This is a genomic window from Microbacterium sp. SLBN-154 (assembly GCF_006715565.1).
Taxonomy (GTDB): Bacteria; Actinomycetota; Actinomycetes; order Actinomycetales; family Microbacteriaceae; genus Microbacterium.
The window spans coordinates 1,839,063-1,851,827 of sequence record NZ_VFNL01000001.1 but is presented as its reverse complement, the minus strand read 5'-3'; the positions used below and the strand labels follow the sequence as shown (position 1 = coordinate 1,851,827).

8 protein-coding genes are annotated in these 12,765 nt (G+C 69.9%); 2 read left to right on the top strand and 6 right to left on the bottom strand.

Annotation, left to right across the window (positions count from 1 at the left end; genetic code table 11):
- The first annotated feature begins 61 nt into the window (after positions 1-61).
- Positions 62-2,002, top strand: coding sequence for a Stk1 family PASTA domain-containing Ser/Thr kinase (pknB, locus tag FBY40_RS09000; protein WP_141938121.1), 1,941 nt, complete (start codon positions 62-64; stop codon positions 2,000-2,002).
- Between the two features lie 57 nt (positions 2,003-2,059).
- On the opposite strand, the gene FBY40_RS08995 is transcribed toward pknB, so the two are convergent.
- From FBY40_RS08995 to FBY40_RS08985, 3 genes are read right to left on the bottom strand one after another with little or no spacing between them, the layout of a single operon-like run.
- The gene (locus FBY40_RS08995; protein ID WP_141938119.1) at positions 2,060-3,397 is read right to left on the bottom strand and encodes a class II 3-deoxy-7-phosphoheptulonate synthase; all 1,338 of its coding nucleotides are present in this window, start codon (positions 3,395-3,397) and stop codon (positions 2,060-2,062) included.
- A 4-nt stretch (positions 3,398-3,401) separates the two neighbouring features.
- Positions 3,402-4,145, bottom strand: coding sequence for a lysophospholipid acyltransferase family protein (locus FBY40_RS08990; RefSeq protein ID WP_141938117.1), 744 nt, complete (start codon positions 4,143-4,145; stop codon positions 3,402-3,404).
- 6 nt (positions 4,146-4,151) lie between these two features.
- Positions 4,152-5,087 carry an ROK family glucokinase gene (locus FBY40_RS08985; RefSeq protein ID WP_141940104.1) on the bottom strand — a complete coding sequence of 312 codons (936 nt, stop codon included), beginning with the start codon at positions 5,085-5,087 and terminating at the stop codon, positions 4,152-4,154.
- Between the two features lie 134 nt (positions 5,088-5,221).
- Between FBY40_RS08985 and FBY40_RS08980 the strand changes: the two genes are divergently transcribed.
- Positions 5,222-7,048, top strand: a complete 1,827-nt coding sequence (locus tag FBY40_RS08980; protein ID WP_141938115.1) for an AMP-dependent synthetase/ligase — start codon at positions 5,222-5,224, stop codon at positions 7,046-7,048.
- A gap of 57 nt (positions 7,049-7,105) precedes the next feature.
- Here the strand turns inward: FBY40_RS08980 and FBY40_RS08975 are convergent, their stop codons facing one another.
- From FBY40_RS08975 to FBY40_RS08965, 3 genes are read right to left on the bottom strand one after another with little or no spacing between them, the layout of a single operon-like run.
- On the bottom strand, positions 7,106-7,597 hold the full coding sequence (locus tag FBY40_RS08975; protein ID WP_141938113.1) for a peptide deformylase: 492 nt from the start codon (positions 7,595-7,597) through the stop codon (positions 7,106-7,108).
- Positions 7,598-7,607: 10 nt separating this feature from the next.
- On the bottom strand, positions 7,608-9,257 hold the full coding sequence (locus FBY40_RS08970) for a MinD/ParA family ATP-binding protein (protein WP_200829962.1): 1,650 nt from the start codon (positions 9,255-9,257) through the stop codon (positions 7,608-7,610).
- Positions 9,258-9,315: 58 nt separating this feature from the next.
- The gene (locus tag FBY40_RS08965; RefSeq protein WP_141938110.1) at positions 9,316-12,723 is read right to left on the bottom strand and encodes a pyruvate carboxylase; all 3,408 of its coding nucleotides are present in this window, start codon (positions 12,721-12,723) and stop codon (positions 9,316-9,318) included.
- Positions 12,724-12,765: the final 42 nt, after the last annotated feature.

The window sequence follows — 12,765 nt, the reverse complement described above, 5'->3', positions numbered from 1 at the left end:
GTGTGGATGCCGGGGTGAGCCGCTGCCCGGGCTCCCACCCCGCCGTCCGTAGACTCTGACCGTGAGCACGAGTCAGCAGGCCGACCCGCTGATCGGACGTCTCGTCGACGGCCGATACCGGGTCCGCGCGCGCATCGCGCGCGGTGGCATGGCGACCGTGTACGTGGCCACCGACCTGAGGCTGGAGCGCCGCATCGCCCTGAAGGTGATGCACGGCCACCTGAGCGACGACTCCGTCTTCCAGAGCCGCTTCATCCAGGAGGCCCGTGCCGCCGCGCGGCTCGCCGATCCGCACGTGGTCAACGTCTTCGACCAGGGCCAGGACGGCGACATGGCCTACCTCGTCATGGAGTACCTGCCGGGGATCACGCTACGCGAGCTGATGCGCGAGCAGCGCCGCCTGACGATCCCGCAGACCATCACGATCATGGACGCCGTGCTCTCGGGCCTGGCCGCGGCGCACCGCGCCGGCATCATCCATCGCGACGTCAAGCCCGAGAACGTGCTCCTCGCCGAGGACGGTCGCATCAAGATCGGCGATTTCGGACTCGCGCGTGCCGCGACGGCGAACACCGCCAGCGGGGCTCAGCTCCTCGGCACGATCGCCTACCTCGCCCCCGAGCTGGTCACGCGTGGGGTCGCCGACGCGCGATCCGACATCTACGCCCTCGGCATCATGCTCTACGAGATGCTCGTGGGCGAGCAGCCCTACAAGGGCGAGCAGCCGATGCAGATCGCCTTCCAGCACGCCACCGACTCCGTGCCCCGCCCGAGCGCGAAGAACCCCGGCGTGCCCGAGCAGCTGGACGAGCTCGTCCTGTGGTCGACCGAGAAGAACCCCGATGAGCGTCCGGTCGACGCGCGGGAGATGCTCGACAGACTGCGCGAGATCGAACGGCAGCTGGGCGTCGCGCCGCAGGTCACGAGGACCGCCGGTCGTGGCATCCCCGATGACGACGGCCTCCCCTCGGGCGAGCTCACCCAGGTGCTGCCCGCCTCGGTGACCGGGCCCGCTGCCATCGTCAGCGACACCGACAACGCCGCGCGTCTGCGCCAGGTGACCCGCCGTCGTGCCGTGCGGGGTGGATGGCTGATCGCACTGGTCGTGATCCTCGCAGCCCTCGCCGCGGGGACGGGCTGGTGGTTCGGGTCTGGTCCCGGGTCGCTCGTGGCCGTTCCGGATGTCCGCGGTGCCACCTTCGCCGAAGCCCAGACCACGCTCGCAGCGGAGTCTCTACGAGCGGAGGAACGCGGCGAGTACAGCGTTGACGTGGAGACGGGTCTAGTGATCGAGACCGATCCCCCGCCGGGGACGCGGCTGGACAAGGAGGCGCTCGTCACCGTCATCGTCTCCCTCGGCCCCGCCGAGGTCGCCCTCGGTCGGGTGGTCGACCTCCCCGCCGAACAGGTGCGCGACCTCCTGGCGCAGAACGTCATCACGACGCGCGAAGACGCGGAGTTCTTCACCGACGCACCGGAGGGCACGGTGGTCGGCATGCGCATCCACCCCCGCGCCGGCGGCGATGACATCGACTGCGGCGAAGGCTGCACCGCGCGGCAGGCCGACGAGGCGACACTGTTCATCTCCCGCGGCCCCGTGCCGGACGTGTCGGGCGACTCCGTCGACGCTGCTCGGTCGGAACTCGGCGGCGTGCAGCTCCAGGTCGCCGATCAGGTCATCGAGCAGAGCAGCGACACCTACGCCTCCGGCGAGGTCATCGGCATCGCCGACCGCGAGGGCGGCGGCTGGTGGCAACCCGGAGACACGGTCACCCTCATCGTCTCCACCGGGCCTCCCCTCTTCGAGATCCCGAACGTCGTCGGGCAGACCCGCGACGGGGCCATCGCCGCCCTGGAGGATGCGGGATTCCAGGTCGACTACGCGGTCTTCTTCGCAGCGATCCCCGACTCCCTGACCGAGGTGGTCAGCATGGACCCCGGTGCCGGGGAATTCGTCGTGCGCGGCACGCGGATCTACATCCAGCTCACCGTCACCGGCTGAGCCCGCCGACGGTCGGCGTCTTGACCGGTCGATGCTGCACCGACCGATGCCGCCGGGTCAGCGCGTCTCGAGCTCCTCCGCCACCAGGAACGCCAGTTCCAGGCTCTGCATGTGGTTCAGGCGCGGGTCGCACAGCGACTCGTAGCGTGTCGCGAGCGTCGCCTCGTCGATCATCTCGGAGCCGCCGAGGCACTCGGTCACGTCGTCGCCGGTGAGCTCCACGTGGATGCCGCCGGGGAACGTGCCGACGGCGCGGTGCGCCTCGAAGAACCCGCGCACTTCGTCCACGACATCGTCGAACCGACGCGTCTTGTAGCCCGTGGGCGTCGTGATGCCGTTGCCGTGCATCGGATCGGTGACCCACAGCGGCATCGCCCCGGAGTCGCGGACGGCCTCCAGGAGGGGCGGCAGCGCGTCGCGGATCTTTCCGGCGCCCATGCGGGTGATGAACGTCAGCCGGCCGGGCTCGCGCTCCGGATCGAGCTTGTCGATGAGGGCGAGAGCCGTCTCCGGCGTCGTGGTGGGCCCGAGCTTCACACCGATGGGGTTGCGGATGCGCGAGAAGTAGTCGATGTGTGCGCCGTCGAGGTCGCGCGTGCGCTCCCCGATCCAGACGAAGTGCGCCGAGGTGTTGTAGGGAGTGCCGGTGCGCGAATCGATGCGGGTCATCGGGCGCTCGTAGTCCATGAGCAGACCCTCGTGCCCGGTGTAGAACTCCACGCGCTTGAGTTCGTCGAAGTCGGCGCCGGCCGCCTCCATGAACTTGATGGCCCGGTCGATCTCGGTCGCAAGACGCTCGTACTGCTGGTTGGCGGGGTTCTTGGCGAATCCCTGATTCCAGCTGTGCACCTCGCGGAGATCGGCGAAGCCACCCTGGGTGAAGGCCCGGATGAGGTTGATCGTCGACGCGGCGGTGTGGTACCCCTTCAGCAGCCGTGCCGGGTCGGCTTTGCGGGACTCCTCGGTGAAGTCGTACCCGTTGACGATGTCGCCGCGGTAGGCCGGCAGCGTCACCTCGCCGCGGGTCTCGGTGTCGCTCGAGCGGGGCTTGGCGAACTGCCCTGCCATGCGGCCCATCTTCACGACCGGCATCGATGCGCCGTACGTGAGCACGACCGCCATCTGCAGCACCGTCTTGATGCGGTTGCGGATCTGCTCCGCGGTCGCACCCGCGAAGGTCTCGGCGCAGTCGCCTCCCTGGAGGAGGAAGGCCTGTCCGGCCGCTGCGCGACCGAGCCGGTCGCGCAGCATGTCGACCTCGCCGGCGAAGACGAGCGGCGGGAGGGTCGCGAGCTCGGCGGAGGCCGCCGCGGCGGCGTCGAGGTCATACCACTGCGGCTGCTGTTTGATGGGCAGGGAGCGCCAGTGATCGAGACCGTCGAGGGGAGCGAGCATCCGCTCAGTCTAGCGACGCCGCAGACCCGATCGACGCCGTCTGCCGGCGGTGTGACGCGGCCTTCCCACGGGGTGTGAGACGGTCCTTGACGGTCGAGGCGTAGACGTCCTCGTACTCCTGCTCTCCGAGTCGCTGGAGGGCCACCATGATCTCGTCGGTGATCGAACGCAGGATGTACCGGTCGCCCTCCATTCCCGCGAAGCGCGAGAAGTCCAGCGGCTCGCCGATGACGACGCCGACGCGCGCGACGCGCGGGACGCGTGTGCCGATGGGCATCATCGTGTCGGTGTCGACCATCACGACGGGGACGACGGGGACGCGCGCCTCCAGCGCCATCCGCGCGATGCCGGTGCGACCGCGGTACAGCTTGCCGTCAGGGCTGCGCGTGCCCTCGGGATAGATCCCGAGCAGGTCGCCTCGGCCGAGGACCTGGAGGCCGGTGTTCAGCGATGCCTCGGAGGCCTTGCCGCCGGATCTGTCGATCGGGAGCTGCCCGGTGGCCTTGAAGAAGACGCGGGTCGCCCAGCCCTTCACACCCCTGCCCGTGAAGTAGTCGCTCTTGGCCAGGAACGACACCGGCCGGTCGATCATGAGCGGCAGGAAGATCGAGTCCGCGAACGACAGGTGGTTGCTCGCGAGGATCGCGGCACCATCCGCCGGCACGTTGCGCCGACCGACGACCCAGGGCCGGAAGATGGCCTTGAGGATGGGTCCGATGACCACGTACTTCATCAGCCAGTAGAACATCGACGCTCATGCCTCCCGGCCGGCGAGGTCGGCGACGCCGATGAGTCCGGCGTCGTTGCCGAGTCGGGCGATCGCGAAATCCGCCACGGGTCGTTCGCCGTACCCCGGGAGCGACGTCTCGTAGGCCAGACGCACAGGCTCGAGAAGGATGTCGCCGAGCTGAGCCACTCCCCCGCCGATGACGAAGAGCTCGGGATCGAGGACGGCTTGGAAGCCGCCGCAGGCCTCGCCGAGGGCCGTGGCGACCCGCCGCAGCGCCTCGAGCGCGCCGGGGTCTCCGGCCAGGATCAGGTCGGAGATCGCGTGACCGGTGAGTGTGCCGTGCGAGGCGCGCGCCTCGGCGAGAGCCTCCCCGATGCCGCCGGAATCGGCGATGGTGTTCGCCTCGCGCTGCAGCGCACGACCCGAGGCGTACTGTTCGAGGCACCCGTTCTGGCCGCACCCACACGGCAGACCGTTGCGGGTGAAGCGGATATGGCCGAGCTCGCCGGCGATTCCGTGACCGCCGTGGAACATCCGGCCACCGATGATGACCGCTCCCCCGACGCCCGTTCCCATGGTCAGCATCACCATGTCGTCGACCGCGGCGCCCGCGCCGAAGCGGAACTCCGCCCATCCGGCGGCGTTGGCGTCGTTCTCGATGGTGACCGGTCGGCCGATCCCGGCCTCGAGCACCGCCTTGAGGGGTTCGTTGCGCCACGCGATGTTGGGAGCGTGGATGACGGTGGCCTGCGCCTTGTCGATGAAGCCCGCCGCGGCGACGCCGACGGCGACCGCGTCGTAGCGATCGATGTAGGACCGGGCCATCCCGACGACGGCGGCAGCGAGCTCGGCGGTATCGGTGGGCGTGTCCACCCGTCCCTTGTCGAGGATGCGGCCCTGCTGATCGACGACACCGCCGGCGATCTTCGTCCCACCGATGTCGATCCCGACTGTGAGCACGCGCATCCCTTCCGTCCTGGGCCCCGCCCGAGGAGGCGGATCGAGTCTAGTCGCGGCCCCGCGGACTGCGTGGCCGGATATGCCTCGACTAGAATCTGAGGACATCCGACCCAATCGGTACCGAAGGAGTTGCCGTGATCCAATTCGATGTTCCGGCCGTGGTCCCCGCCGACCCCCAAGCCAACATCAGCGACCTCCTCGTGGAGCGCGTCAAGGCGACCCCCGAGCGCCCGCTGTTCGCCGTCCCCGAAGGAGACGGCTGGCGCGACATCACGGGCGCCCAGTTCCAGTCCCAGGTCGTCGCCCTGGCCAAGGGCCTCGTGGCCGCCGGCGTGGAGCCCGGCGACAAGGTCGCCTTCATCGCTCGCACGACCTACGACTGGACCCTCGTCGACTTCGCGATCTTCTTCGCCGGGGCCGTCATGGTGCCGATCTACGAGACGAGCTCCGCGGCGCAGATCTCCTGGATCCTCGCCGACTCCGGCGCCGTGGCCGTGATCGCCGAATCCGCCGAGCACGCGGGCCGCGTCGCGGAGGTCAGGGCAGAGCTCCCGCTCGTCCGCTCGGTCTGGCAGATGCAGTCCGGCGATCTGGACACCCTCGTCGCCCAGGGCAAGGACGTCACCGAGGACGAGATCGAACGTCGTCGCAACCTCGCGGTCGGCGCCGACATCGCCACCCTCATCTACACGTCCGGGTCGACGGGCCGCCCGAAGGGTTGCGTCCTCACCCACAGCAACTTCGTCGAGCTGGCACGGAACTCGGCGGTCGCGTTGAACGAGGTGGTGCAGACCCCCGGAGCATCCACTCTGCTGTTCATCACCACGGCCCACGTCTTCGCCCGGTTCATCTCGATCCTCAACGTCCACGCGGGCGTGAAGACCGGGCACCAGCCCGACACCAAGCAGCTGCTGCCCGCGCTCGGGTCCTTCCAGCCGACGTTCCTGCTGGCGGTGCCGCGGGTGTTCGAGAAGGTCTACAACTCCGCCGAGCAGAAGGCCGAGGCCGGCGGCAAGGGGAGGATCTTCCGCGCGGCCGCCCACGCGGCGATCGAGCACTCCGCCCTGCTGCAGGACGGCAAGAAGATCCCGCTGGGCCTGCGCCTGAAATTCCGCCTGTTCGACCGCCTGGTCTACAGCAAGCTCCGCGCGGCGATGGGCGGACGGGTGACCTACGCGGTGTCGGGCTCCGCGCCCCTGGGCGAGCGTCTCGGACACTTCTTCCACAGCCTGGGTGTCGTGATCCTCGAGGGCTACGGCCTGACCGAGACCACCGCGCCGGCCACGGTGAACCTCGCCACCAAGTCGAAGATCGGCACGGTCGGTCCGGCACTTCCCGGGGTCAGTGTGCGGCTCGCCGACGACGGCGAGATCGAGGTGCGCGGCATCAACGTCTTCAAAGAGTACTGGCGCAACCCCGAGGCCACCGCGGCGGCGTTCGACGGCGACTGGTTCAAGACCGGCGACATCGGCTCGTTCGACGCCGAGGGTTTCCTGAAGATCACGGGACGCAAGAAGGAGATCATCGTCACCGCCGGCGGCAAGAACGTCGCTCCCGCGGCGCTGGAGGATCCGATCCGCGCCAACCCGATCGTCGGCCAGGTGGTGGTCGTGGGCGATCAGAAGCCGTTCATCTCGGCCCTGGTCACGCTCGACCCCGAGATGCTGCCGACGTGGCTTGCCAACAACGGGCTGCCGGGCGACATGTCGCTGGCCGACGCGGCGAAGAACGAGAAGGTCCGCGCCGAGGTCCAGCGCGCCGTCGACAACGCCAACACGACGGTCTCCCGCGCGGAATCCATCCGCAAGTTCACGATCCTTCCGTCGGAGTGGACCGAGGCCAGCGGCCACCTCACCCCGAAGATGAGCATCAAGCGGCACACGATCGTGAACGACTTCGCCGCGGAGATCGACGAGATCTACGCTGCGCCGGTCAACACCACGAACGTCTCGATTCCCTGACCGGACGGCTGACACGAGCCGGGTCGACGCCGCTTCACGGCATCGACCCGGCTCGTGTCAGAACCAGTCGGACTCGCGCACCTCGCGCATCGCGGTCTTGCGATCCTCGGGGCGCAGCCGCGACAGATAGAGCATGCCGTCGAGGTGGTCGGTCTCGTGCTGGAGCGCCTGAGCGAGAAGGCCTTCGCCCTCGATGACGAGCTCCGCTCCGTCGAGGTCGATACCGCGGACCCGCGCGTAGGGATGACGCAGCGCGTCGTGCCAGAGACCGGGAACCGACAGGCATCCCTCCCCCGTGGGCACAGGCTCGCCCGAGACCTCTTCGAGGACGGGGTTGAGGATGTACCCGATGTCGCCGTCGATGTTGTAGCTGAACGCCCGCAGCGGCACGCCGATCTGCGGTGCGGCGACGCCCGCGCGCCCGGGCAGCTCGACGGTGTCGAGCAGATCCTGCACGAGGGCGCGGACGCCGTCGTCGATCGTGGTGATGGGTGCGCTCGGGGCGCGCAGCACCGGGTCGCCGAAGAGGCGGATGGGCCGAACCGTCATCGGATCGCGCTCACGCGGCCGGGGCGAGGGTCCGCAGCCCCTCGACGACGGTCGCCGCCAGCTCGCGCGCTGCGAGGCGCGTGGCCGGCTGGAGGTCGCGGAACGTGATGGCGCTCCCCGCGGCGATCTGCGGGTCGAAGGGCATCCTGACCACGGCGCGGACGCGGCTTCGGAAGTGGATCTCCAGCTCGTCGGGGCGCACGACGGGCGGACCGGGGCGGGAGTTGTTCAGCACGACCACGGCGTTCTTCACGTGCTCGGCATACCCGTTGGTCTCCAGCCACGTCAGGGTCTCCGATGCCAGGCGCGCCTCGTCGACGCTCAGGCCGGCCACGACGACGAGCTGGTCGGCCAGCTCGAGCGTGGCGCCCATCACCGAGTGGACGATCCCGGTCCCGGTGTCGGTCAGCACGATCGAGTAGTAGTGCGCCGCGAGCGTGGCGACGTCGTGGTAGTCGCGGTCGCTGAAGGCTTCGGACACCCGCGGGTCGGCGTCGGAGGCGAGGACGTCCAGTCGGGTCTCGTCGCGCGCGACGATCTGCGAGATGTCGTTGTATCCGCTGACCTCCGCACGGGCACGCGCGAGGTCGCGGACCGTCTTGCCGTTGGCTCTGGCGATGCGCTCGGCCAGCGTCCCCCGGTCGGGGTTGGCGTCCACGGCGATGACGCGATCGTCGCGGGCGTCGGCCAGCGCCATCCCGAGAAGCGTGGTGACGGTGGTCTTGCCGACACCGCCCTTCCTCGACAGGACGGGAACGAAGCGTGCCCCGCCGGTGAGGGGCGCGCCGATGCGACGGTCGAGCTCCTTGCGGGCTCGCGCGCGCTTGCTGTCTCCGAGGTTCACCCGCCGGCCGGTCAGTGAATAGACCAGGTGGCGCCATACTCCTTCGGGCTCGGCCCGGACGAGGTGGCGCTGATCGAGCAGCCGGTCGGCGGTGAGGAGGTCGGCGGTCTCCCGGCCTCCCTCGAACTCGCCGAGCCGCTTCGAAGACAGGGCGACCTCGTTGCGCGTCGTCACGCGCTCGGCGGAACGGGCGCGCTGCGGGCGCTCGGGCTGATCGGGGTGCTGCAGCTCCCACCGCGTCGCGGGGACGGAACCGGTGCGCGTGGTCCGCGCGCTGATGCCCGACGCGGGCGCGGCACTCGTCGGGGTCGATACGACGTCCGATGACGCCGTGGTGGCGGGGACCGGATCGGACGCTGGCGTCTCCTCACGGGGCTCGTCCACGGCGGCGACGACCGCGGTGTCGGGCACGAGCGCGTCCTCGACGATCTCGGCGTCCACGTGATCAGGGTGAGGGGCGTCGCTGTCGTCGACGGCGTGCTCAGGGTGAGCGTCGTCCTCGACGATCTCGGCCTCGGCGGTCTCGGCCGGGGGCTCGATGGCGACCGGCCCGCTCACCGGCGAGCCCGTGTCCGCGGCGCCCGGAGCCCCGCGCTCGGGGGTCTCCGCGTCGTCGGTGGCCGGCGGCATCTCATCGCCGACGACGTCCTCGTCGTCGAGGGCGTCATCGTCGGTCGAGGAAGGGAGGATGACACTGACTTGGGCGGTCTGGCCGCTCAGCACTCCCAGAGCGGTCGTATCGATGCTCACGGTGTCGGGGAGGACGCCGTTCTCATCGTCGTCCTCGGGCGTTTCATCGAAGGCGTCGGGCGTCACTGCGGGTCTCCTGGAACAGGCACATCACTGCGCACTCACGGTGAGGCGCCATTCCAGGCTAGTGCGCGGGACGGATGACGACCAAAAGGTCGCCCGCCTCGACCTGGGCGGTCGCGGCGATCGCGATGCGCTCGACGACGCCGTCGACGGGGGCGGTGATCGCCGCCTCCATCTTCATCGCCTCGATCGAGGCGATGGGCGCTCCCGCGGTCACGGTGGCGCCGACCTCGGTCTTGACGGTGACGACGCCTGCGAACGGCGCGGCGACCTGTCCGGGTCGAGACGTGTCGGCCCGCTCGGCCTGACGGGTCTCGACGCTGATGCTGCGGTCCCGCACGTAGACGGGGCGGAGCTGTCCGTTCAGCGTGGTCATGACCGTGCGCATGCCTTTGGCGTCAGCTTCGCCGATGGCCTCGAGCCCCACGTAGAGCTGCACGCCCGGATCGATCTCCGCGACGTGCTCCTCGCCCGGCTTGAGTCCGTACAGATAGTCGGGGGTGCCGAGGCTCGAGAGGTCGCCGTACGCCTCGCGCGCCTTCTCGAACTCGCGCGCGGGACCGGGGAAGAGCAGGCGATTGAGGGTCCGGCGCCGGGAGGCGGCGTCGCCGTCGAGCCCTTCCTTCGCCTCGGATGTGAGCGGCGGGATCTCGATGGACACCGTGCGACCGGCCAGCACCTTCGTGCGGAAGGGCTCGGGCCAGCCGCCGGGAAGGTCGCCCAGCTCACCGGCCATGAACCCGACGACGGAGTCGGGGATGTCGTAGTTCTGCGGATTCTCGGCGAAGTCGGCCGGATCGGCCTTGGCCGCGACCAGGGCCAGGGCGAGATCGCCGACCACCTTCGACGAGGGCGTCACCTTCGGGATACGTCCGAGGATGCGGTCGGCGGCGGCGTACATGTTCTCGATGAGTTCGAAATCGTCGGCGAGGCCCAGCGCGATCGCCTGCTGGCGGAGGTTCGAGAGCTGACCACCCGGGATCTCGTGGTGATACACCCGGCCGGTGGGACCGTCCAGTCCCGACTCGAACGGACGGTACAGGTGCCGCACGCCCTCCCAGTAGGGTTCGAGATCGCTCACCGCCTGCAGGTCGATCCCGGTGTCGCGGTCGGTGTGCGCGAGGGCCGCGACCAGCGCGGACAGCGACGGCTGACTGGTCGTGCCGGCCAGCGGGGCCGCTGCGGCGTCGACGGCGTCGACACCCGCGGCGCTCGCGGCGAGGAGAGTCGCCAGCTGGCCGCCTGCGGTGTCGTGCGTGTGCAGGTGCACCGGGAGGTCGAAGCCCTCGCGCAGGGCCGCGACCAGACGTGCGGCCGCGGCGGGACGCAGGAGTCCCGCCATGTCCTTGATCGCGAGGATGTGAGCCCCCGACGCGACGATCTGCTCGGCCAGGCGCAGGTAGTAGTCCAGCGTGTACAGCTGCTCGGCCGGATCGAGGAGGTCGCCGGTGTAGCAGACGGCGACCTCGGCGACGGCAGTGCCGGTCTCGAGGACCGAGCGGATGGCGGGGACCATCTGATCCACGTCGTTGAGGGCGTCGAAGATGCGGAAGATGTCGACGCCCGTCGACGCGGCTTCACGGACGAAGGCGTCGGTGACCTCGACCGGTCTGGGTGTGTAGCCGACGGTGTTCCGGCCGCGCAGCAGCATCTGGATGGGGATGTTGGGAACGGCGTCGCGGATGGCTGCGAGCCGCTCCCAGGGGTCTTCGGCGAGGAACCGCAGCGCCACGTCGTAGGTCGCACCGCCCCAGGCCTCGATGGACAGCAGCTCGGGGGTCATCCGCGCCACGTGCGGCGCGCAGCGGACCAGGTCGCGCGTGCGCACCCGGGTGGCGAGAAGCGACTGGTGGGCGTCGCGGTAGGTGGTCTCGGTCACCGCCAGCGGCGTCTGCTCCCGGAGCGCGCGGGCGAAACCGGCGGGACCGAGCTCCCGCAGTCGCTGGAGGTTCCCCTCAGGGGCCGGGGCGAGGAGGTCGATGTCCGGGAGCTTGCTGCCGGGCGACACCGAGACCGGCTTCTCGCCGTAGGGGCGGTTCACGGTGACATCGGCCAGCCAGTTCAGCAGCTTGGTCGCTCGGTCGCGCGACGGGTGGCTGGTGAGCAGGCGCGGGCGCTCTTCGATGAACGCGGTGCTGAGGTCTCCCTCGACGAAGGAGGGATCGTCCAGGACGGCACGAAGGAACGGGATGTTGGTCGCGACGCCGCGGATGCGGAACTCCGCCAGCGCGCGCTTGGCCCGGGCGACGGCGGCCGGGTAGTCACGTCCTCGACAGGTGAGCTTGGCGAGCATCGAGTCGAAGTGGGGACTGATCTGCGAGCCCGCGGCCGTCGTCCCGCCGTCGAGGCGGATGCCGGCGCCGCCGGGCGAGCGATAGGTGGTGATGCGGCCGGTGTCGGGCCGGAATCCCTGCGCGGGGTCCTCCGTGGTGATGCGGCACTGCAGAGCGGCGCCGCGGAGCACGATCCGGTCCTGCGACAGTCCGAGGTCGTCGAGGCTCTCCCCCGCCGCGATGCGCATCTGCGACTGGACGAGGTCGACGTCGGTCACTTCCTCGGTGACGGTGTGCTCGACCTGGATGCGGGGGTTCATCTCGATGAAGACGTGCTGACCCGCGCGCTCGCCCGCCGTGTCGACGAGGAACTCGACGGTGCCGGCGTTGACGTACCCGATCGACTCGGCGAAGGCGACCGCGTCGCGGTGGATGCGCTGACGCAGCTCGTCGTCGAGGTTGGGGGCGGGCGCGATCTCGATGACCTTCTGATGGCGGCGCTGCACCGAGCAGTCGCGCTCGAAGAGGTGAACAGTGTTGCCCGTGGCATCGGCGAGGATCTGCACCTCGATGTGCCGAGGCCGGACGACAGCCTGCTCGAGGAACACGCGCGGGTCGCCGAAGGCCGCACCCGCCTCGCGCATCGCCTCGGCGATCGCGGGCGGCAGCTCTCCCGGCGTCTCCACGCGGCGCATGCCGCGACCGCCGCCGCCGGCGACGGCCTTGACGAAGATCGGGAACCCGATGTCGGGGGCCGCCGCGACGAGGGCGTCGACGTCGTCGGAGGCCTCGGTCGAGCGCAGCACCGGAACACCCGCGGCGATGGCGTGCTCCTTCGCGGTCACCTTGTTCCCCGCCATCGCGAGCGCCCGGGCGGGAGGTCCGATGAAGGTGATGCCGTTCTCGGCGGCCCGGGAGGCGAGCTCGGGGTTCTCCGACAGGAATCCGTAGCCCGGGTAGATGGCGTCGGCGCCGGACTCGAGGGCGACCCGGATGATCTCGTCGACGTCGAGATAGGCGCGCACCGGATGACCCGCTTCGCCGATCACATACGACTCGTCGGCCTTCTGCCGATGCAGCGATCCGCGATCTTCGAAGGGGAAGACCGCGACCGTGCGGGCTCCCAGCTCATACGCGGCGCGGAAGGCGCGGATCGCGATTTCACCGCGATTGGCGACCAGGATCTTCTCGAACATGCACACCTCGCGGTTGGGCCGTGTGGTCTGGGCTGAGTGTGC